This is a genomic window from Bradyrhizobium sp. (assembly GCF_027307225.1).
Taxonomy (GTDB): Bacteria; Pseudomonadota; Alphaproteobacteria; order Rhizobiales; family Xanthobacteraceae; genus Bradyrhizobium.
On record NZ_DAHUXJ010000005.1, the window covers coordinates 1 to 22,949 of the forward strand.

General features: G+C 61.4%; 17 protein-coding genes. 3 read left to right on the forward strand and 14 right to left on the reverse strand.

Going from position 1 to position 22,949, the window contains the following annotated elements; genetic code table 11:
• The first annotated feature begins 216 nt into the window (after positions 1-216).
• Positions 217-1,248, forward strand: coding sequence for a hypothetical protein (locus tag M6D32_RS00615; RefSeq protein WP_298252321.1), 1,032 nt, complete (start codon positions 217-219; stop codon positions 1,246-1,248).
• Between the two features lie 22 nt (positions 1,249-1,270).
• Here the strand turns inward: M6D32_RS00615 and M6D32_RS00620 are convergent, their stop codons facing one another.
• The 7 genes from M6D32_RS00620 to M6D32_RS00650 all read right to left on the reverse strand — a co-directional run bounded on the left by M6D32_RS00620 (position 1,271) and on the right by M6D32_RS00650 (position 9,850).
• Entirely contained in the window at positions 1,271-2,212 is a 942-nt protein-coding gene (locus M6D32_RS00620; protein ID WP_298252323.1) for an IS1595 family transposase, read from the reverse strand.
• A 166-nt stretch (positions 2,213-2,378) separates the two neighbouring features.
• Positions 2,379-3,719 carry a TRAP transporter large permease gene (locus M6D32_RS00625; RefSeq protein ID WP_298252325.1) on the reverse strand — a complete coding sequence of 447 codons (1,341 nt, stop codon included), beginning with the start codon at positions 3,717-3,719 and terminating at the stop codon, positions 2,379-2,381.
• Positions 3,716-4,297, reverse strand: coding sequence for a TRAP transporter small permease (locus M6D32_RS00630; RefSeq protein ID WP_298252327.1), 582 nt, complete (start codon positions 4,295-4,297; stop codon positions 3,716-3,718). The genes M6D32_RS00625 and M6D32_RS00630 overlap by 4 nt, the downstream gene beginning before the upstream one ends.
• Positions 4,298-4,464: 167 nt before the next feature.
• Entirely contained in the window at positions 4,465-5,448 is a 984-nt protein-coding gene (locus M6D32_RS00635; RefSeq protein ID WP_298252352.1) for a TRAP transporter substrate-binding protein, read from the reverse strand.
• A 556-nt stretch (positions 5,449-6,004) separates the two neighbouring features.
• Complete coding sequence (locus M6D32_RS00640; protein ID WP_298252329.1) at positions 6,005-7,003, reverse strand: TRAP transporter substrate-binding protein; 999 nt, start codon at positions 7,001-7,003, stop codon at positions 6,005-6,007.
• 209 nt (positions 7,004-7,212) lie between these two features.
• Positions 7,213-8,916: an IlvD/Edd family dehydratase gene (locus M6D32_RS00645; protein ID WP_298252332.1), complete on the reverse strand. Its 1,704-nt coding sequence runs from the start codon at positions 8,914-8,916 to the stop codon at positions 7,213-7,215.
• A gap of 115 nt (positions 8,917-9,031) precedes the next feature.
• Complete coding sequence (locus M6D32_RS00650; protein WP_298252334.1) at positions 9,032-9,850, reverse strand: NAD(P)-dependent oxidoreductase; 819 nt, start codon at positions 9,848-9,850, stop codon at positions 9,032-9,034.
• A gap of 260 nt (positions 9,851-10,110) precedes the next feature.
• On the opposite strand from M6D32_RS00650, the gene M6D32_RS00655 reads away from it, so the two are divergent.
• Positions 10,111-11,076: an SMP-30/gluconolactonase/LRE family protein gene (locus M6D32_RS00655; RefSeq protein WP_298252336.1), complete on the forward strand. Its 966-nt coding sequence runs from the start codon at positions 10,111-10,113 to the stop codon at positions 11,074-11,076.
• Between the two features lie 156 nt (positions 11,077-11,232).
• Here the strand turns inward: M6D32_RS00655 and M6D32_RS00660 are convergent, their stop codons facing one another.
• The gene (locus tag M6D32_RS00660; RefSeq protein ID WP_298252338.1) at positions 11,233-12,663 is read right to left on the reverse strand and encodes an aldehyde dehydrogenase family protein; all 1,431 of its coding nucleotides are present in this window, start codon (positions 12,661-12,663) and stop codon (positions 11,233-11,235) included.
• 252 nt (positions 12,664-12,915) lie between these two features.
• Positions 12,916-15,282, reverse strand: a complete 2,367-nt coding sequence (locus tag M6D32_RS00665; RefSeq protein WP_298252340.1) for a transketolase — start codon at positions 15,280-15,282, stop codon at positions 12,916-12,918.
• Positions 15,283-15,437: 155 nt separating this feature from the next.
• Here M6D32_RS00665 and M6D32_RS00670 point away from each other — a divergent pair, with 155 nt between their 5' ends.
• Positions 15,438-15,899, forward strand: coding sequence for an Lrp/AsnC family transcriptional regulator (locus M6D32_RS00670; RefSeq protein WP_298252342.1), 462 nt, complete (start codon positions 15,438-15,440; stop codon positions 15,897-15,899).
• Between the two features lie 18 nt (positions 15,900-15,917).
• Here the strand turns inward: M6D32_RS00670 and M6D32_RS00675 are convergent, their stop codons facing one another.
• The 5 genes from M6D32_RS00675 to M6D32_RS00695 all read right to left on the reverse strand — a co-directional run.
• A complete protein-coding gene (locus M6D32_RS00675) occupies positions 15,918-16,790 on the reverse strand; it encodes a DMT family transporter (protein WP_298252353.1) in 873 nt (290 codons plus the stop codon).
• Positions 16,791-17,090: 300 nt separating this feature from the next.
• Positions 17,091-17,930 carry an aldo/keto reductase gene (locus M6D32_RS00680; RefSeq protein ID WP_298252344.1) on the reverse strand — a complete coding sequence of 280 codons (840 nt, stop codon included), beginning with the start codon at positions 17,928-17,930 and terminating at the stop codon, positions 17,091-17,093.
• Between the two features lie 55 nt (positions 17,931-17,985).
• Positions 17,986-20,685 carry a nitrate reductase gene (locus tag M6D32_RS00685; protein ID WP_298252346.1) on the reverse strand — a complete coding sequence of 900 codons (2,700 nt, stop codon included), beginning with the start codon at positions 20,683-20,685 and terminating at the stop codon, positions 17,986-17,988.
• Between the two features lie 13 nt (positions 20,686-20,698).
• Positions 20,699-21,913 (reverse strand): FAD-dependent oxidoreductase, encoded by a 1,215-nt coding sequence (locus M6D32_RS00690; protein WP_298252348.1) that lies wholly within the window; start codon positions 21,911-21,913, stop codon positions 20,699-20,701.
• A 25-nt stretch (positions 21,914-21,938) separates the two neighbouring features.
• The coding region (locus M6D32_RS00695; RefSeq protein ID WP_298252350.1) for an MFS transporter at positions 21,939-22,949 on the reverse strand (1,011 nt) is incomplete at its 5' end.

The following is a 22,949-nucleotide window of genomic DNA, read 5'->3' on the forward strand; positions in this document are numbered from 1 at the left end:
TCCAGCAAACTTGAAAACCGCATCCGTCGTACACCCTCGTGAATGGATGCCGTGCCCATCGTGCCCCCTTTGTTCCAGGGCACTAAAAACACGACACTTCACGAGCTACAAACAGGCGACAGATCACGCGCTACTGACAGACGATGATCCCTCTCTTGACGGATTGGCCGTCCGGAGTCAAGCTACCAGAGAGGGAGACTCTCTGGAGGGGCAACCATGTCTGACGTTCCGAAGCCGATTGATGGAGAAATTCTCTCCGACCACCCGCTACAGCCCTATATCCCGCAATACACAGAGCGCACGCCAACGCTTAAGCCGTTCGTGGTCCCAGCTATCGCCGCAGGAGCATTCCTGATGGTTGAATGGGGAACGCTCAGATGGATGGATCATGCACCGCCCTTGGCTTGGATTAGCACTACGGCAATTGGGCTATGCATCCTTATTATCGTTGCCTTCAAGGATTGGCTGGATTTCAAGAACCGCCGATATTTCCCGGTATCGCTAGCGATTCTTATGATTATTTGGGCTGGGATTGTTGGCTTTGCATACTACTGGGAAGATATATCCTCGCACGAGGTCGATCCGGCCATAGCGAAGTTACAATCCCAGTTAGCTACGGCGCAACGTGATCGTGATTTAGCAATCCTAGAAAGAGATGATGCGCGGCGTGCTAACGGGATTCCCATTTCGCCCCCGCCACAACCTCCATCACCTCCAATACCGAAAGCGTCGGATATTGGAGCTAGGATCGATGCTTGGAGGGGTATCGAAGCGCACATGAATGAATTCAATCGAATACTGGCAGAAGGAGATACGCTTGTTTCCGATTGGCAATCTCCCCAATTTGGGCTGTTTCAAAAGATCAACGAACTAAACAATCGCCTTGCGAATGCGCGCAATCGGTTGAGCAATTTTGTTTCGACGTATTCGGATTTTTCCGACCTTAAAGTGATCGACCAAAGCAGCCTTAATAGATTGTCTGGTGTGGTCAATAATTTGGCGCAGATAGCATCCCAACTACCGCCGAATATTTCAGATGCGGAGAGGAGAGACTCAATAAGTGCCTTTATTAGTCCTCTGAAACGCGAGTTGGAGCCTGCCAAGAAATGGGTTTCGGCAGTAAAAACCCTCGCCAATTCTAGCATTTCAGACCTCTCGGCGCGGCAGTCTCAAAATGAAGACCCTGCGTCAAATGGCAGCTCCAATTGCCTCCATTCCGGTTCGCTGGCGGCATTCGTCTCTAACTGAGACGGATGCCAGTGACCGCGCCTCAGCAAGCTGCTATCGCCGCTCCGAAAATATCGACGTTCTCACGGTTGTTGTAATCGACGTTCTCATGGTTGTTGTACCGGAACTCAAATTCCGCGACGTAGAGCGGCAAATACTTCTTGCTGACCTTGTGATAGGTGCCGACAACGCCGCGCTTGAGGATGCTCCAGAAGCCTTCAATCGTGTTGGTATGAACGGCACCAACGACGTATTCGCCTTGGGTGTGCTTGATAACCTGATGCGGGTACAGCTTCTTGACGTGGTGATAGCCGATCCATTCGTCCGTCACGAGCAAGCTGACCTTGCTGTCAACGGCGCCCATGACGAACTTGGTCAGCAACTCGCCGCTGACCGTGTCAATGACGCGCGCCACGACGTTGCCCTTGCGGCTAACCGCGCCAACGACCGGCGTCTTGCCAGAGCCGATGCCTCCACGGCCCGGGCCGCCACGTCCATTTCCCCTATGCTTGTTCTTGGCTTTGCCGCCGATGAACGTTTCGTCTACCTCGACAATCCCGCCCAGCTTGTCGAAATCCTTCTCCACGAGCGCCGCACGGATGCGGTGGCACATATACCAAGCGGTTTTGTAAGAGCCGAACCCGAAATGGCGATGGATTTGCCGCGCGCTCATGCCCTTCTTGCTGGTCAGCAACAGATGAATGACCTGAAACCAGCGGCGCAGATCGACATTGGTGTTCTCGAAGATCGTCCCGGCAATGTTGGAAAACCGATAGCCCCCGGGGCTGCACTCGGGGCACTCCCATTTGAACTTCATGGTCTTGAGTTCGTAGGGCCGGTCAGAGCCGCAGCGCGGGCAAATCACGCCATTTGGCCAGCGGCGCGCCACCAGATAGGCGTCGCAGGCTTCCTCATTCGGAAACATCTGCTCAAACTGGCCAACAGTGAGTTGGGTGATTTGCTTCGGTTGCTTGGCGCGGGCCATGACGGCTCTCCCTATCGACAGGGGAGAGTATGCCATGTCTAAATCAATCCGTCAAGTACGGGATCATCGCCCTCGCAATGACGAGAGACCTGTTACGCCGTCATTGCGAGCGGAGCGAAGCAATCCAGCAAGTAGAGCTGGTGCCTCCTCACCATGAGGGTCGGCTTCAGTTCGGGCAGATGTATCCTGCCCCCGCCGGCGATTTGAAGCAGCCGACGGATTCGGGGATCACGTGCTTGGGCAGCCATAGCACCACCTTCGGGAAGTAGATGGTGAAGACGATTGTCACCAGAAACACGACATAGATCGGCAACGCCGCGCGCAGCGCTTTGGAGAACGGCACGCCGACGAATTTCGACGCCATCAGCAGCACCAGCCCGTAAGGCGGCGTGATCATGCCGAAGGCCAGCGTCGCAATCAGCACCACGCCCATGTGAACGCCATTGATATCGCCCGCCTGGGTCAACGTCGTCACCAGCGGCATGAAGATGATGATCGTCGGCACCGGCTCGATGAAATCGCCGACCACCGTGAACAGCGCCACCAGGAGTAGCATCATGTATTGCGGATTGCTGCCGGCGATCGAGGTGATCCAGTCCGCGATCACGATCGCCCCGCGCAAATAAGCCAGCATCCAGCCGAACGCATTCGCCGCGCCGATCGTGATCAGCGGCAAGGAAAAGATCAGTCCGGCCAGACAGAAGTCATAGGGGATTTTACGGATATGCTTGCGGTTGAGCGCCGGGATCACGACGGCAATGATCCAGATTACCGCAACCACGCCGGCTTCGGTCGGCGTGAACCAGCCGGTGAGGATACCGCCGAGCAGGATCACCGGAATCATCAAGGGCAGCACGGCATCGCCTGCCGCAAATACGACCTGGCGAAACGAGGCGCGCGGCTTGCGTGCGCCGACGGGCCCGAAGAAATAGCAATAGATCATCAGCCCAAAGCCGATCATCAGGCCGGGCACGACGCCCGCCATGAACAGACCCGCGATCGAGACGTTGCCGACCGCGCCATATACCACCGCTGTGATGCTCGGCGGCACCAGGGCGGCGATGGTGGAAGCAGCGGCGATAATCGCGGCGATGAAATCAGGGCTATAGCCCTCGCGCCGCATCGGCGTGCCCAGCGCGCGGCTCATCACCGCGACATCGGCCGTGGTCGATCCCGACATTTCCGAAAAGAACATGCTGAAAACGACGACGACCTGCGACAGACCGCCCCTGATATGGCCGACCAGCGACAGCGACAGGTTCGCGATCCTGACCACCACATTGGCCGAACTCATGAGCTCGCCGACCAGCAGGAAGAACGGAATTGCCAGCAGCGCTTCCGAATCGACGCCATCGAATATTTTCTGAACGATCGCGGCGAACGACACGTCGGTCAGAAACGCGCCGACGAACACGCCAGCCATCAGCGAAAACGGCACCGGCACGCCGAGATAGCCGAAAAACAGGAAACAGAACGACATCAACGCAAGCACAAGCGGCGCGCTCACGGCTGTCTCCTCCGGTCCAGCGACAATTCAACAGGCGGGATAATCAACTCCTCTTCGGGCTCGGGATGATCGAAGCCGTTACGGATGCCGTTGACGAGCTGTTCGATCGTGAACAGCGCAATCAGGATCGCGGAAAGCGGGATGATCGCGTAGAGCGACGCGATCGGCGTGCCGGACGGCAGGCGGAAGCTGCCGAAGCCGCGGAGATAGTTGATGTAGCCGAACCAGATCAGGCAAAGCGCCACCGCCAGCACGACGAGGCGAACGAAGATTTCGACGATCATCCGGGGCGTGCCGCGCAGTGATTCCGAGATCGCCGCCAGATACAGGTGATCGTTGCGGCGGGTTGCGGCCGCAGCCCCGATGAAGATTGCGTAGATGAACAGCGTCGAGGTCACTTCCTGCAGCCACAGCCAGGGATGGCCGATGGTGCGTGTGACGATGTCGAACGTCACCGAGAGCGAGAAACCGAAGCACAGCACGCCGCAGATGATCATCAGCACGAGCTCGAGCCGGTCGAGTGCGCGCCATTTCAGATGATGCTGCCGCTGCAGGACGAGTTTGTCGGCGATCGGCATGGTTCAACTCGCTGTTGGGCTAGATAGCTTTCTTGTCGTCCCCGGCGAACGCCGGGACCCAAAATCGCCGGCGTCTATTGTCGAGAGAAAGTTGGAAACATCAACACCCAACTGAAAGGCCGCAACGTATGGGTCCCGGAGTTCGCCGGGACGACCCGTGATAGCTTTCAGTTGACCGCCTTGATCAGGTCCTTGATCTTCTCGGCGTGCGGACCGAGGCCCTTGGCGAGCTTGTCGAGATAGGGATCGGCGATTTTCTGGAAGCCGGTCTTGTCGACATCGGTCACGATCTTGACGCCCATCTTTTGCAGCTTGGCGGCTGCTGACCGCTCCAGGTCAAATGCCCGCTTCGGCTCCTGAAGGCTGACGTCCCGCCCCCCCGCCAGGACCCAGCCGCGCTGCTCGGCATTGAGGCTCTGCCAGAGCTTGTCGCTAACCCAGAGAATGGCGTTGTTGGCTTCGTGCTCGGTCATCGAAAGCACGGGCGCGACTTCGTAATGGCGGTTGATCAGATAGACGTTGACGGCGTTTTCGCCAAAATCCACCACGCCGGTTTGCAGCGAGGTGTAGACGCTGCCGAACGGCATATGCACGGTCTGGGCACCGTAGGCCGGGAACATGGTGTCTTCGGTCGCAGTCGCCTGCACGCGCACCTTGTACCCCTTGAGATCCTCGACCTTGCGCACTTCGCGCTTGCCGTACATGTGCCGGAAGCCCTGGGTGCCGAGCCCGATGGCGTGAATGCCCGTCACCGTATTGTCGATCATGTCGCGAATGGCTGCGAACACCTTCTCGTCGCCGAGCGCCTTGACGTTGTGGTCCTCGTTGCGGAACAGGAAATGCAGCGACATCACGCCGGCCTCAGGCGCGATCGTCGACGTATTGGCAGACGACACGATGGCAAAATCGATGTCGCCCGAGCGAACCAGTTGCAGGATTTGCGGCTCCTGGCCGAGTTGCGCGCCCGGATACTGGTCGACCAGCATCGTTCCCTTGCTCAATTCCTTCAGCTTGGCGGAGAAGATGTCGTAGGCGATGCTGTAACCGGAATTGAGCTGCTGGTCGTGGGCGAAGCGATAATGTCTGACTTCCTGAGCGTTCGCCCCACCAGCGAACACCGCGGCCGCCAGAAAAGCCAGGACGCTTGTTATTTTGACGCTTGTTATTTTTCCTTGATGGCGCAACGTTCATTCCTCCCCTTGGGTAGTCCGCTAGTGCTCCGATTCCGAAGTTCGTATCATATTGCGGCTCCACGTTTACGAACTTCGGAATCAAAGGAGCACTAGCCAATTATATGATTCTAGTGCGGTTTAGAATTTGAAGTTCCTATGACGAGGTCACCGCGAAACGGATAGGAACTTCAAATTCACCGCACTAGTGGAGTGGATTTGACATTCGCTCCTCGTCTGACCGCAAGCTCGAAATGCGAATGTCAAATCCTAAACTCCACTAGAAACTTAAATTTGCTAGTGTGGCGACTCTGACGTTCCTTTCAGTTTCACAGCGACCTCTTCAAAGGAACGTCAGAGTCAAAGCCACACTAGAATCATATATTTGCTAGTGTCCCCTTGGTTCTGACATTCGTAAAAGTGTTCGCCGAGATACGATACGAATGTCAGAACCGGGACACTAGTGGTCCTTTGATTCTAACATTCGCAAGAGTGCCTGCCGAGAAGGGATGCGAATGTTAGAATCGGACCACTAGCGTTAGTTGACCGCACGGATCAGGTTCTTGATTTTCTCGGCGTGCGGTCCGAGCTGCTTGGCGAGCTTGTCGAGGTAGGGATCGGCGATCGCGATGAAACCGGACTTGTCGACGTCGGTCACGACTTTCACCCCCATCGACTTCAGTTTTTCGGCCGATTGGTGCTCGAGCTCGAGCGCTTTCGCTGGCTGGGTCCGATTGACCTCGTCGGCGGCGGCCTGCACCCAGCCCTGCTGCTCCGGCGTGAGGCTGTTCCACAGTTTATCGCTGATCCAGACCAGGCTGTTGTTCGCCTCGTGTTCGGTCAGCGACAGAACCGGCGCGACTTCGTAATGCTTGTTGGCAAGATAGACGTTGATGCCGTTTTCACCGACGTCCACCACGCCGGTCTGCAGCAAGGTGTAAACGCTGCCGAACGGCATGTGCACAATCTGCGCGCCATAGGCCGGGAACATGATGTCCTCGGTCGGGGTCGCCTGGACCCGGACCTTCAGCCCCTTGATGTCCTCGATCTTGCGGATCTCGCGCTTGGAATACATGTGGCGCAGGCCGAGGGTGGCGAGCGCGATGACGTGAGCGCCCTTGACCGTATCGGCGATCATCTCCTTGACCGCCTTGGAGACCTCGGGGTCCGCGATCGCCTTGATCAGATGGGCTTCGTTGCGGAACAGGAAGTGCATCGACATCACGCCGGCTTGCGGCGACAGGGTTGCGGCATTGGCGGAGGAAGAGATGCAGAACTCGACGTCGCCGGACTTCACGAGCTGAAGCACCTGCGGCTCCTGCCCGAGCTGCGCGCCGGGATACTGATCGATCAGCATCGTGCCCTTGCTGAGCGTCTTCAGCCTCTCGGAAAAGATATCGGCGAGAATGCCGTAACCGGTGCTCTTCGGCTGATCATAGGCGAAGCGATAGTGCTTCACCTCCTGCGCGGAAGCGCCTGCGGCGATGCACAGAAAAGCAGCAACGACCACGCCTAACGGCTTGCCCAAGCTTGCCATCGTCTCCCCCTCCCTGATTATTTTCTTGGATCATCCCATCGGCCTTGTCGGGATGTCAATCGAACTGAGGGTGGGGGCGTGTTTTTGCATCTGCGGGAAACGCCCGCCTTCATGACAGAAGCATCGTTGCCCTGCGCCGGCTCCGCTTTGTCTCTAGAATCTCGTCCGGCGGCTTTGCCGCTTGACGCTTGCCGGTTAGCTCACGCTCTTTAGCCCTTCCCCTGCGCCCGCATGAAATCGAAATCGCAGCCTTCATCGGCCTGCAAGATCGTCTCGTAGAACAGATGGGCATAGCCGCGTTTGGCCCAGTCCGCCTTCGGCAGCTCGAGGGCGGCGCGGCGCTTTTCGAGCTCAGTCGCATCGACCAGAAGATCGATGCTGCGCTTGGCGACGTCGAGGGCGATCATGTCGCCGGTCTTCACCAGGGCCAAGGGCCCGCCGACGGCCGCTTCCGGCGTGATGTGTAGCACGATGGTGCCGAACGCCGTGCCGCTCATCCGCGCATCCGAAATCCGCACCATGTCCTTGACGCCCGCGCGCAGGAGTTTCGCCGGGATCGGCAGATAGCCCGCTTCCGGCATGCCGGGCGCGCCTTTCGGCCCGGCATTGCGCAGCACCAGCACGTCGTCGGCGGAGACCTCGAGCGCCGGATCGTCGACCCGCTGCGTCATGTCCTCGACGGATTCGAACACCACGGCACGGCCGGTGTGCTGCAACAGCTTTGGCGTCGCCGCGGATTGCTTGATGACGGCGCCGCGCGGCGCCAGATTGCCGTGCAGCACGGCCATCGAACCCACGTTCTTGATCGGGTTGTCACGCGAGCGAATGACATCCTGCCCCGGCACATCTTCGGCCCGCGCAACAATATCCCGCAAGCGCTCGCCGGTGATGGTTTTCGCATCGAGATCGATCAGGTTGCCGAGCTGCGCCATCAGCTTCGGCACGCCGCCGGCGTGATGGAAATGCTCCATGTAATGTGCACCCGATGGTTTCAGGTCGATCAGCACCGGCACTTCGCGACCCAATTTGTCGAATGCTTCGAGATCGATACGATGCGCGCTGCGGTTGGCGATCGCGGTCAGATGAATGAGGCCGTTGGTCGAACCGCCGATCGCCTGCATCACGACCTGCGCGTTGCGGAAAGAAGACGCGGTCAAGAGCTCGCTCGGCTTCGGTCCCTTCGCCTTGGCCATTTCGGCGGCGACCCTGCCGCTTGCCTCCGCCAGGCGGAAACGCTCGGCATGGGGCGCGGGGATCGTGGCGCTCATCGGCAGCGACAGCCCGAGCGCCTCGGTGACGCAGGCCATGGTGCTCGCGGTTCCCATCACCATGCAGGTGCCGACCGACGGCGCGAGGCGGGCGTTGACCGCCTCGATCTCGGTATCATCGATCTCGCCGGCGCGGTATTTGCCCCAGAGCCTGCGGCAATCGGTGCAGGCGCCCAGCACCTCGCCGCGGTGATGGCCGACCACCATCGGGCCGACTGGAATGACGACGGTCGGCAAATCGGCCGAGATCGCAGCCATGATCTGCGCCGGCAGCGTCTTGTCGCAGCCGCCGATCACCACGATCGAATCCATCGGCTGGGCGCGGATCATCTCCTCGGTATCCATCGCCATCAGGTTGCGCAGATACATCGAGGTCGGGTGCGAAAAGCTTTCCGCGATCGAAATCGTCGGGAACACCATCGGCATCGCGCCGGACAGCATGACGCCGCGCTTCACCGCCTCGATGATCTGCGGTGCATTGCCATGACAGGGATTGTAATCGCTATAGGTGTTGGTGATGCCGACGATGGGGCGGTTCAACGCGTCGTCCGAATAACCCATAGCCTTGATGAAGACCTTGCGCAAAAACAGCGAAAAGCCGGGATCTCCATAACTCGCTAGTCCCTTGCGCAACCCGTCAGCCATTTGTGTCGTCCTTTGTTATTGCTTTTATTCTGTCATTCCGGGGCGTGCGGAGCACGAGCCCGGAATCTCGAGATTCCGGATCGCCGCTTTGCGCCGTCCGGAATGACGCAAAGCGTCACTTCAGATCGAGGATGCGGCTCCTGTCGCCGTCGAACTCCATGCCGCAGAACGCACCGCCCTGGTAGAAATCTCCGACCGGATCCGCCTTGAGCTTGGCTTGCTCGGCAAAGGCATGTTCGCGATAATCCTCCGCGCGGCCGGTCGGACGATAGCCGAGGTCATAAGCGCGGTGATTGTCCCACCATCCGCGCTCATTGTTGGACGCGCCATAGAAAACCTCGAAGTGAATGTCGGGGTGATCGAGCCCGATCCGGCAGAGCTGCACCAGGTCTTCGGGCTTCAGCCAGATCGAGAGCCGTCGATGATCGAGCGGCTTGTCGCCGAAATTGCCGATCCGGATGCAGGTGACCTTCATGCCGTGCTTGTCGGCATAGAGCGCGCCGATCGCCTCGCCGAACACCTTGCTGACGCCGTAGCGGCTGTCCGGCCGCGGCGTCACGTCGGTGCCGATCCGATGATAGCGCGGATAGAAGCCGACGGCGTGGTTGGACGACGCAAACACGATGCGCTTGACGCCCTTCTTGTGCGCGGCTTCGAACAGATTGTAGCAGCCGATGATGTTGGATTGCAGGATGGCGTCCCACGGACCTTCGACCGAATAGCCGCCGAAATGAATGATGCCGTCGACGCCTTCGCAGATCGCTTCGACCTGCGCGAGATCGGCAAGGTCAGCGGCCCTGAACTTCTCGTTCTTGCCGAGATCGGCCGGCGCCTTCAGGTCGCTCAACAGCAGATCCGGATAGATCGGGGGCAACAGCCTGCGCAAGCTCGTGCCGATTCCGCCCGATGCGCCGGTCATCAATATCCGTGGCATTTCATTCCTCGTTTTTGCTTTAGTTGCGCGAGTATGGCGCGGTGCGCGGATGGCGGCAAGCATTCGTGTCCCGGATGCGATGCGGTGCGTAGTACCGCTTCGCGAAGCCGGGACCCAAACCTATTTGCCGAAAGTAGGCCCCGGATCTACGGCGCATCACTTACGTGCTGCGCAGTGTCCGGGGCACACCTGCTTGCTGGCTGACCTGTCAGATGTTAGCAGGTGCCGAGGCGAGGAAATCAAACAGCAACGAGAACACTATGTCCGACCAGCCCGCACGCCCCGGCTTTCAGCCGGCGACCCAATATCCAGATCCTTGCATCCATGCACTCGATCCGCGCTTCGAGAAATACTGGCTCAAACTATCGGCCGTGGAGCGGCTCGCGACGGGGCTGCGCTGGGCCGAAGGACCGGTGTGGTTCGGCGATGGGCGCTATCTGTTATGCAGCGACATTCCCAACCAGCGCATCATCAAATGGGAAGAAGAAACGGGCGCCGTCAGTGTCTATCGCAAGCCGTCGAACTTCGGCAACGGCAACACGCGCGATCGCCAGGGCCGCCTTGTCACCTGCGAACACGGCGGGCGGCGCGTGACCCGGACCGAATATGACGGTTCGATCACGGTGTTGATGGACTCCTTCGACAGCAAGAGGCTGAACTCGCCCAACGACGTCGTCGTTAAATCCGACGGCTCGATCTGGTTTACCGATCCGACGTTCGGCCTGCTCGGCAATTACGAGGGATATGTCGCGGAATCCGAGATCGACGCCAACGTCTACCGGATCGATGGCGAAACCGGCAAAGCCACCGTCGTGGCCGAAGGCGTTCTGGGGCCGAACGGGTTGTGCTTCTCGCCGGATGAGAAGATTCTCTATCTCGTGGAATCCCGCGGCGTGCCGAACCGCAAGATTCTGGCCTACGATGTTTCGCCTTCCGGCGACCGGATCAGCAACAAGCGCGTGCTGATCGACGCCGGCCCCGGCACGCCCGATGGCATGCGCTGCGACATCGACGGCAATCTCTGGTGCGGTTGGGGCATGGGCAATGCCGAACTCGATGGTGTCTTGATCTTTGCGGCCGACGGCAAGCCGATCGGCCGCATCGCACTGCCCGAACGCTGCGCCAACGTCTGCTTCGGCGGCTTGAAGCGCAACCGCCTGTTCATGGCGGCGAGCCAATCGATCTACGCACTCTATGTGAATACCCAAGGCGCGTTGGGGGGCTGACTACTCCCGTCATTCCGGGACGATGCGAAGCATCGAGCCCGGAAGCTCGAGATTCGGGGTCTGGTGCTTACGCACCATCCCGGAATGACCGTTCAAAACAAAAACGCCGGAGCGAAACATCGTTCCGGCGTTCTCACTTAAAAGCTTGCGAATGCCTTACGCCGCGTTGAAACCCGCGACCGCCTTCACTTCGAGATATTCCTCGAGGCCGAACTTGCCCCATTCGCGGCCATTGCCGGACTGCTTGTAGCCGCCGAACGGCGCGGTACGCTCGTTCGGCACGCCCTGCAGGTTGACGTTGCCGGCGCGGATGCGGCGGCCGACGCGACGCGCACTTTCCACCGTATCGCCGGAGACATAACCGGCAAGACCATACGGCGTGTCGTTGGCGATGCGGACCGCGTCTTCCTCGTCCTTGGCGCCGAGGATGGTGAGCACCGGGCCAAAGATCTCTTCACGCGCGATGGTCATTTCGCTGGTGACATCGGCGAAGATGGTCGGACGGACATAGAAGCCCTTGTTGACGCCGTCGGGCAGACCGGGACCACCCGCAACGAGCGTCGCGCCTTCCTGGATTCCCTTGTTGATCAAGGCCTGGATCTTGTCCCACTGCACCCGATTGACGACCGGCCCGATGGTGGTGCCTTCGGCGCGCGGATCGCCGGCCTTGGTCTTCTCGGCCACGCCCTTGGCGATCGCGGCCACTTCCTTCATCTTCGACAGCGGCACGATCATCCGGCTCGGCGCGTTGCATGACTGGCCCGAGTTGTTGAACATGTGCATCACGCCGCCGGCCACCGCCTTTGTGAGATCGGCGCCTTCGAGAATGACGTTCGGCGACTTGCCGCCGAGTTCCTGGCTGACGCGCTTGACGGTCGGTGCGGCGCGCTTGGCCACATCGATACCGGCGCGGGTCGAACCGGTGAACGAGATCATGTCGATGTCCGGATGCTCGCTCATGGCGGCCCCGACCTCGGGACCGAGCCCGTTGATCAGGTTGAACACGCCCTTCGGCACGCCCGCTTCATGCAGGATTTCGGCGAAGATCAGCGCCGAGGTCGGCGTGAATTCCGACGGCTTGAGGATCATGGTGCAGCCGGCGGCGAGCGCAGGCGCAACCTTGCAGGCGATCTGGTTCAGCGGCCAGTTCCAGGGCGTGATCATGCCGACGACGCCGACGGGCTCGCGCACCACCACCGCGGTGCCGACCGGCTCCTCGAAACGATAGTTCTTCAGGATTTCGAGCGTCGATGCGATATGCCCGAGGCCGGCGCCGGCCTGCAGCCTCTCGGCCATCGGCAGCGGCGCGCCCATCTCGTCCGAGACCGCAGCGCCAATTTCCTTCATGCGGCCTTTGTAGATGGCGACGATCTTCTCCAGCAGCGCAACGCGCTCTTCGCGGCTCGTCTGCGAATAGGTCACGAACGCGCGCTTGGCAGCGGCGACCGCCTTGTCGACGTCGGCCTTGGAACCGAGGGCAATCTCATACATCGCCTCTTCGGTCGCCGGATTGACGACAGGCGTGGACTTTTTGACGACCGGATCGATCCAGGCGCCGTCGATGTAAAACTGCAGGCGGTTGACCATCGGAAACCTCTTTGGGGGCTATGGACGGGTGTGAACCCGCCACATGCGGGACGCCGCGTCGCGGCTATGTCCGGATATAAGATCGCTGGCGCTGGCGTGGCAAGGCTCTGGAGCGAAATAGGTCCCGGCTCAGCGGCGCGTCATTGTCATGCCGCGACGCGTCCGGGACACGGAATATTTCGCTGCGGCTGGCGTGTCCCGGATGCTGCGCAGCGTGAAACGGTGCGCCGCTGATCCGGGACCTACGACGGATCACACGGCCAATTTGCGGTGACGCACCGGCGCACCGGAGGTGAGGCTTTCCGCCGCATCGATGATGGCGTTGGCATCGATGCCGTAATGGCGATAGAGGTCGTCGATTGTGCCGGTTTGGCCGAAATGCTCGACGCCGAGCGCTTCCACCCGGTGACCGCGCACGCCGCCGAGCCAGGCCAGCGCCGACGGGTGTCCATCGATCACGGTCACGAGACCGCAATCGCGCGACAGCGGCGCGAGCAGTTTCTCGATGTGGGACAGATGCGCGACGCTACGGCGGTCCCGACGCAGGCTGCGGGCCGCACTCCACCCCGAATGCAGCCGGTCGGCCGAGGTGATCGCAAGCAAGCCGATGTCGCGGCGGCTTTCGCCGAGCAGCCCGACCGCCTCGATCGCCTCAGGCGCCACCGAGCCGGTGTAGGCGATGACGACTTCCGCATTCGGCCCCGGCTTGCGCAGCCAGTACGCGCCTTCGGTAATGCCGGCCTCAAGCTCGCCCGACATGATCCGCTGCGGCTGATCGATCGCGCGGGTGGTGAGGCGCAAATAGACCGAACCGCCCTCGCCGCCCTCACGTTGCATGTGCCGGAAGCCCCAACCCATGATGACGCCGAGTTCGTCGACAAAAGCCGGTTCGAACGACGAAAGCCCGTCCTGCGCCATGCCGATCAGAGGCGTCGCGATCGACTGATGCGCGCCGCCTTCCGGCGCCAGCGTGATGCCCGACGGCGTCGCCGCCACCATGAAGCGCGCGTCCTGATAACAGGCGTAGTTCAGCGCATCGAGGCCGCGTTCGATGAACGGGTCATATAATGTCGCAACCGGCAACAGCCGCTCGCCATGAATCGAATGCGCCAGCCCGAGCGCCGACATCAGGATAAACAGGTTCATCTCGGCGATGCCGAGTTCGATGTGCTGGCCCTTGGGCGAGGCGTCCCAGTTGAAGGTCGACGGGATTTTTTCGCTGCGGAACAGATCGGCTTTCTCGGCGCGCGCGAACAGACCGCGGCGGTTGACCCAGGCGCCGAGATTGGTCGACACCGTGACGTCGGGCGAGGCCGTGACAATGCGCTCGGCAAGCGCGCTGTCGCCGCGCGCGAGTTCATTGAGTAGCAGCCCAAATCCCTGCTGGGTGGACATCTGCGGCGACGGCGAGAAAGTCAGCCGCTCCGGAATATCGATCACGGGCGCGTTCAGGCGGCGCCGGCCCTCGCGGTTGAACGGAACGGTCGACAGAAACGCCTCAAGTTCAGACGGCGTTTGCGGCAGACCCTCGAACTTGTCCCACTCATGGCCGGGGCGAATGCTCTGCGTGCCGCGCCACTTTTCCATTTGCGCGATCGTCATCAGGCCGGCGTGATTGTCCTTGTGACCCTGGAACGGCAAACCGACGCCCTTGATGGTATAGGCGATGAAGCAGACGGGCCGGTCGTGATCGATCTTTTCGAACGCTTCCAGCATACTCGCCATGTCGTGGCCGCCGAGATTGGACATCAGCGCCAGCAACTCGTCGTCGCTGCGCCTGTCGATCAATTGCGTCACCGGGCCCTGATCGCCGATCTCGTCGCGCAGATGCTTGCGGAATGCCGCCCCGCCCTGAAAGCACAAGGCTGCGTAGAGCTGGTTCGGACATTGATCGATCCATTTGCGCAGGGCTTCGCCGCCGGGCTCGGCAAAGGCTTCGCGCATCAGGCTGCCATATTTCACGATCACCACGTCCCATCCGAAGTTGCGGAACATGGATTCGAATTTTTCCCACAGCCCCTCACGCACGACGGCATCGAGGCTCTGGCGGTTGTAATCGACCACCCACCAGGTGTTGCGCAGGCCGTGCTTCCATCCCTCCAGCAGCGCCTCGAAGATATTGCCCTCATCCATCTCGGCATCGCCGACCAGCGCGATCATCCGTCCTTCAGGGCGGTCTTTGGCCCAGCCGTGCGCCTTGACGTAGTCCTGCACCATTGAGGCAAACAGCGTCTGCGCGACGCCGAGGCCAACCGAACCGGTCGAGAAGTCGACATCGTCGACATCCTTGGTGCGTGAGGGATAAGACTGGGCGCCCTTGAAGCCGCGGAAATTCTCCAGCTTCTCGCGCGTCTGATGTCCGAACAGGTACTGGATCGCGTGGAACACCGGGCTCGCATGCGGCTTCACTGCGACACGGTCCTGTGGCCGCAGAACCGAGAAATAGAGCGCCGACATGATGGTGGCGAGCGAGGCCGAGGACGCCTGGTGGCCGCCGACTTTCAGGCCGTCGACATTGGATCTGACGTGGTTGGCATGGTGGATGGTCCACGAGGACAGCCACAGCACTTTGCGGGTCAGCGCGTTCAGGATGTCAAGGCGTGCGGGTTCAGTGGGCATGGCGTACCTCCCAGCCTGAAGGCGGTTCGGGCTAGCTTGATTTGACGCCAATGTTACCGCGACCGCATCGGCCGAAAATCTCAAATCCTGGCGACATACCCTGATATTTTGGGATAATTTACCAACCCGTTCTCTCCAAACAATGGTTTATCCCAATGCCGGCGCTAGATGCCATCGACCGCAAAATTCTCGGCCTTCTGCAATCCGACGGCCGCATCACCATGGCCGAGCTCGCCGGGAGGGTTGGGCTCTCGGTCTCGCCGTGCCACCGCCGTGTGAAGCTACTGGAACAGCGCGGCGTCATCACACGCTATATCGCATCCGTCGACCAGAAATCGGTGGGGTTGCATGTCAGCGTCTTCATCTCGATCAAGCTTGCCCGGCAGAAGGAGGAAGACCTCAACCGCTTTGCACGCGCGATCTCGAAATGGGACGAGGTGCTGGAGTGCTACCTGATGACGGGAAACCGCGACTATTTGCTGCGCGTCGTCGCCGCCGATCTCTCGTCCTACGAAGCGTTCCTGAAGAACAAGCTGACGCGGCTCGACGGCATCGCCTCGATCGAGTCGAGTTTTGCGCTGAGCCAGGTGAAATATTCGGTCGCGCTGCCGGTGTGACGACAGCCGTCGCGTGGGTCACGGATTGGGCGACCGCGCCGCGGCAAGCGCTGCGAGCTGCGAATGCCGGATTCGTTCGCGGTAGGCCGTATAAACGCCGCTGCCGACGATGAAGGCTGCTCCCGTGATGGTCCAGACATCCGGGACTTCGCCGAAGATCAGGAAGCCGAGCAACGTTACCCAGAGCAGCTGGACATAGGAAAACGGCGCCAGCACGGATGCGTCGGCATAACGAAACGCGAGCACGACGATCCACTGCCCGGCGGTCGATGCCACGCCAATGATGGTTCCAAACAGGATATCGTGCCAGGTCGGCGTGACCCAGACAGCGGGAACCATTGCGCACAGAATCGCAAAGCCGACGATGGACGAATAGGTCATGGTGACCATCGCAGGCTCTTTGCCGCTCATCATGCGCGTCATGATCAGGCAGGAGGCCCAGGCGAACGCGGAGACGACGGGAAAGAATGCGGCGGCATGAAACGCGCTGGTGCCCGGCCGCAGCACGATCAGCACGCCCACGAGTCCTCCCGCCGTCGCCAGCCAGCGCCGCAACCCGACCTTTTCGCTGAGGAAAACAATCGACAGCGCGGTGACGAACAAAGGTGAGACGAAACTCGTGGCGGACGCCTCGGCAATGGGGAGAAACCGCAAGCCGGTAATAAACAGCAGCGACGAGCCCAAAAGCGCCGTCCCTCGCATGACCTGCAACAGGGGCAGCTGGGTCCGCAGCGCATAGATCGGCGAGCCCGGCATGACAGCCGGAATCATGATCAGCGCAAAAATCAGAAACCTGATCCAGGCGATTTCGACCGCGGGCAATGTCTTCGAAAGATATTTCGACGTTGCGTCCGACGTGCCGAGAAAAACGGTCGATGCGATGAGCAGCATGATGCCGCGCAGCGGCCGGTCGGGCCGCGCCGGAACAGCCGGAACCGGCTGCTTTTCAGGCGGTGGCCGCTCAGGCAATGCCGTTGGCGCGCGGTCCAGCCTAACAGCTGTTGCGGGGGGTGTCACGGTTTGAACTCGAGGGCGAAAGAAGCGAATCGGGCGAGATCACAAAAAAGCGCCATCGCGCCGCCGCGACAAGACCCGAAAACAGGCAGCGGTTATGCGCTGGTGTCCCGGTCTGCCGCATCATGTCGCAGCGGGTGGTTTTACCGACATTCGAGCCACAGGGCACCGCGGGCATTAGAGCATCGGCAAGCTTCGCGGCTTCGGCCCGCGCGGGAACCCGCTTTCCAGCGCCGCAATGTCATCCGCGCTCAGCACGAGATCGCCGGCCGCCGCATTCTCTGCAGCGTGTTCCGCGTTTGATGCTTTCGGGATCGGAAACACGCGCGGATCGCGCGCCAGAAAAGCCAGCGCGATCTGGCGCACCAAGGCGCCATGGCGCTTGGCGATCGTCTGCAGCACCGCGCCGCCTTTGCTGCGTTGATCCGGAAAGTCGTTGTGACCGAACGGCGAATAGGCAACGACGGCGACGTTGTGCTTCGCGCACCACGGAATCACCGCATGCTCGATTGCGCGTTCCTGCAAGTGATAAAACACCTGATTGCAGGCCATCTTGCCCTCGCCCGCCACGTCGAGAAGTTCGTCGAGATCGTCGGCATCGAAGTTGGAAACGCCCCAGGAGCGAATCTTGCCCGCTTTGACCAGTTGCTCGAAGGCATCAACGGTTTCGGAGAACGAAAAACTGCCGCGCCAGTGCAACAGATAGCAGTCGAGGCGGTCGGTCTTCAGCCGCGCCAGCGAACGTTCGCACGCCGCAATCGTGCCACGACGCGAGGCGTTGCTCGGTAGCACCTTGGACACCAGATAGGTTTCGTCGCGGCGTCCCGCGATCGCTTCAGCGATGACGAGTTCCGCATCGCCGTACATCTCGGCCGTATCGATGTGGGTCATACCGAGATCGAGGCCGCGACGCAGCGCGGCAACCGCTGCCCTGCGGTCGCCGCGATCGAGATACCAGGTGCCCTGCCCGATGACGGACACGTCGTGACCGGTAGAGCCGAACTTCTTGTGTTTCATGTGATTACCTATGGTGCGGGGCGCGCACCATAGAGGAGAGAGCGCTCGGCGTCGATCAGCTCGCCGCCGCCATTTGGTCGGGATCGGCGCTCGCCGCCTTTACGATCAGGCGCTTCAATTCGGGAATGCATGAGCCGCAATTGGTGCCAGCCTTGAGCCGGGCACCAAGCTCGGCGGCCGAGCGCGCGCCGGCGGCAATGGCATCGCAGATCGTGGTGCGCCCAACACCAAAACAGGCGCAGACAACCGGTCCCGTGCTCGCAAGGCCCTGCAGCGGCTTGCCGGAGAACAACGACCGCCGCTGCGCGTCGGTCAAGGCGCCGGCAGCGAAGAGTTCCTTTGCGACCTCCCAATCGCCGGCGTCGCGCGCGGGAGCGAGAAACAGGCAGGTCTCGATCGCACCATCCGCGAACGAGGCCGCACGATAGACGCCGCCGCCGAAATCGCTGTATTCGGCGAGTTCTTCGCCTGCGACCGAACGCAACCACGACGACCACTCTTTCAGGTCTGCATTATCGGCAATGAGATAACCAAGACCGCCGTTGATGGCAGCGCGCGCCCATAAGGCGTGCTCCGGCAGTTTCAACGGCTTGCGCGACAGCACGAAGCCGCGGAAGACATACTCATAAGGCGCGATCGAAGCTGGCGTCGCCTTGGCTTCCGGCTGCCCGGAGAACGGATCGGTCAACGGCGCAACCAGCGCGCCGACGCGCGCGGCCGATGCGTTGGCCTTGCTCCAATGAATCGGCGCGAACAGCATGCCGCGCTGCTGCCGCGTGCTGACCACGACCTTGAGCGTGCATTGGCCGTGATCGGTGGTGACCCGGGCGAACGACCCGTCAGTCAGGCCGTGCCGCGCGGCATCGTCCGGATGCACCTCGACAAAGGGTTCCGGCAAATGCGAACCCAGCCGCTCGCTCGTGCCGGTGCGGGTCATGGTGTGCCACTGGTCGCGGATACGCCCGGTGTTGAGGCGCAGCGGACGCCCTTCATGGGTCTCGGTCCGGAGCATCGGCGGTTCCGGCGCGACGAAGCGCGCTTTGCGATCGTTGGTAAAGAACTCGCCGCCGCCAAAGAAGCGCGCCTGCGCGGTCTCGCCGGCTCGCTGCGGCCACAGTACCGGCGTCATCGCATTGAAAGCATCGTCGCTGACATCGCTCAGAGCCCCGATATCGAAATCGCGACTGCCGCCATTTTCGAACGCGGAGAGCGCCGCATGCTCGCGGAAGATCGCCGCCGCGGACGCATAATCGAACGCGGCACCGAAACCGAGACGTTTAGCGACTTCGCTGACGATCCACCAATCAGGCCGTGCCTCGCCGGGCGCGGGCAAGAACGCGCGCTGGCGCGAGATGCGCCGCTCGGAATTGGTGACGGTGCCGGACTTCTCGCCCCAGGCCAGCGCCGGGAAAAGCACATGCGCGCCGGCGGCGACGGTATCGTTGGAAAGAACGTTTTCGGAAATCACGAACAGTTCGAGTTTCTTGAGCGCCGTGCGCGCCGCGTCCGCGTCGGGCAGCGACACCGCGGGGTTGGTGCCCATCACCCACAGCGCCTTGATCTCGCCGCGGCCGATCGCCTCGAACATCTGCACCGCCTTCAGCCCCTCATGGGTTGCGATCCGCGGTGCTTCCCAGAAGCGGCGCACGCGATCGATATCGGGCGGGGTGAAATTCATATGCGCGGCAAGCTGATTGGCGAGCCCACCGACCTCGCGGCCGCCCATCGCGTTCGGCTGTCCGGTGAGCGAGAACGGCGACGCGCCGACCTTTCCGATCCGTCCCGTCGCGAGATGACAATTCAGGATGGCGTTGACCTTGTCGGTGCCCTGCGCCGACTGGTTGACGCCTTGCGAATAGAGCGTGACGACACGAGGCGTCGCCGCAAACATCTGGAAGAACGCGGCGACGTGTTGCTCGGAAAGACCGGTTGCCAGCGCGGTTGCCGCTACGCTGCCGGCGAGGCCGCGGGCGCGGCAAAGCGTCTGATCGAAACCCGAGGTGTGGCGCGCGATGTAATCGCAATCGAGCGCATCATTGTCGGCAAGATGCACCAGCAGGCCGGCGAACAGCGCGGAGTCGGTCCCGGGCCTCACTCCTAGAAACAGATTGGCGTCTTCCGCAGTATCGGTCTTGCGCGGATCAACCACGACTATCTGCGCACCACGCCGCTGCTTGTTGGCGATGATGCGCTGGAACAGGATCGGATGACACCAGGCGGCATTGGAGCCGACCAGTACCAGGAGATCGGCCTCGTCGAGATCTTCGTAAACGCCGGGCACCGTATCGGCGCCGAAGGCGCGGCGATGCCCCGCCACAGAAGAGGACATGCACAGGCGCGAATTGGTGTCGACATTGGCGCTGCCGATGAACCCTTTCATCAGCTTGTTGGCGACGTAGTAGTCCTCCGTCAGCAGTTGCCCGGACAGATAAAACGCCACCGCACCCGGACCGTCGCGCGCAACAACATGGGCGAAGCGATGCGCAACATGATCGAGCGCATCGGTCCAGGCGATGCGCTGCATCGCCCAACTGCTGCAACGGATCATCGGATGGAGCAGGCGATGTTCGAGGCCGAGTGTCTCGCCCAGCGCCGAGCCCTTCGAGCAGAGACGGCCGAAATTCGACGGATGCGAAGGATCGCCCGAGATCGCAGCAGCACCGTTTCCGTCCGGCGTCGCCAGTACGCCGCAGCCGACGCCACAATAGGGACAGGCGGTAGAAGTGGTACGTAGCGAAGGATCGCCCGCGGTCATCGCAAGTACCCAATCACGCCGCCGCCGCCAAAGCAGCTGGGCGGCCGAACATCATGTCCTTGCGGACGCCAGCGATATTTGCGCGATTGCGGATCAGTTCGAGATACCAGAGCACATCGGTGGTATCGCCCACCAGCACCGCACCGGCGAGCCGACCATCCTCGATCACGAGCTTCTTGTAGGTGCCGCGCCTGATGTCGCTGAGCACGATCGCTTCGCTTCGGTCCGTGCCCGTAAATTCGCCCGCGGAAAACACGCTGACGCCGGACACCTTGAGGTTGGTCGCGACCACGCTGCCTTGATACGAAGCCTTGCGGCCGGCGAGATGCTGCGCCAGCACCCTCGCCTGCTCGTAGGCCGGCTCGACCAGGCCGTAGCAGATGCCGCGATGTTCGGCACATTCGCCGAGCGCGAAGATGCCGTCTGCGCCGGTCCCAAGCCGGTCGTCGACGACGATGCCGCGATTGACTGCAATGCCGGCCTCTTTGGCAAGCGTGATATTCGGCCGGACGCCGGCGGCGAGAATAACCGCGTCGGCATCGATCTGCCGCCCATCGCTGAGCTCGACGCCTTCGACACGGCTCTGCCCAAGAATGCGGCTGGTATTGGCGTTGAGCAGGACGTTAATGCCTTTCTTCTCGACCAGCGATTTCAACAGCGCTGCGGCCGGCGCATCGAGCTGGCGTTCCATCAGCCGGTCCATCAGGTGGACCAGCGTCACCGGCGCGCCCGCTTTTGCGAGCCCGTAGGCGGCTTCAAGTCCGAGCAGGCCGCCGCCGACGACGACCACGCGCTTTTTTCCTACCGCCAGTGACAGCATCAGGTCGACATCCCGGCTGTCGCGAAAGGTGTGCACGCCTGAAAGCTCCGAGCCCGGCAGGTTGAGCCGCAACGGCGACGAACCCGTGGCAAGCACCAGTTTCGAAAAGGTAACGCTCTCTTCGCCTGCGATCTTCAGCTCGCGGCGGCCGACGTCGATCTCGTCGACGGTGCAGCCATATTTCAGCGTGACGCCGCGGTCGCGCCACCAATTGGCCGGCTTGAGCTCGATTTCGTGCGAAGCCGCTTCACCTGCCAGCACCGACGACAACAGCACGCGGTTGTAGGCAAGCCTCGGCTCCGCGCCGATGACCGCAATCGCATGGCGCCCGAGCGCGACTTTGGCGAGTTCGTCAACCAGGCGCACTGCGGCCATCCCATTGCCGACAATGACGAGAGCTTCGCTCATGGCAGATCCCTATTTCGTCGCCCGGTTAGATTCGTGCCTGGGCCAGGCTCGCCGCTCCCGCTTCGGCCGGACCGCGGCGCAGGTAGAACCACCAGGTCATGGCGAGACAGATCGCGTAGAAGCCGAGGTAGATGACGAGCGCGAGCTGCGGACCGCCGGTGATCGCGATCGACTTGCCGAAGCCGCTCGGGATCAGGTAACCGCCGCAGGCGCCGATCGCTCCGATGAAGCCGAGCGCGGCTCCGCTTTCGATGCTCGCGGTCTTGACCGCGAGCGCGCGTCCGGCCTCGCCGTTGCCGCGCGCTTTGCGCAGGTTTTCCTCGCGGAAGATCGAGGGGATCATCCGGTAGGTCGATCCGTTGCCGATGCCGGTGGTGACGAAGAGGATCAGGAACATCGCCAGGAAGCCGGCGAAGTCCTTGATATCGACGAAGTAGAGGGCACCGACGGTGGCCGCCGTCATCGCGATGAAATTCCAGAACGTGATGATCGCACCGCCGATCCTGTCGGCGAGCAGACCGCCGAACGGACGCGACAGCGAGCCGAGCAGCGGCCCCAGGAATGCGATACCGATCGTGACGGCAGGAAACTGCGTCTTGATCAGAAGCGGAAAGGCCGCCGAGTAGCCGATGAAGGATCCGAAGGTCCCGATATAGATGAAGGACATGATCCAGGTGTGCTTGCGCTTCACGATCGCAAGCTGATCCCTGAACGGCGACTTCGCTGACGTGAGGTTGTTCATGAAATAGACGGCGCCGAACACCGCGATCATCAGCGGCAGGACCCACATCAGTCCGGCGTTCTGGAGATAAACGCCGGAGACGGGGGTCGCCTGGTAGAGATTGATGAGGCCGGCGCCCATCAGGATCGGCGTGACCAGCTGAACGCTGGAAACACCGATATTGCCGCCGGCGGCGTTCAGCCCGAGCGCCCAGCCCTTCATACGATCGGGATAGAAGAAGGAGATGTTGGCCATGCTGGAAGCGAAGTTGCCGCCGCCGAGACCTGCGGTGGAGGCCACCAGCAGCATCAGCCA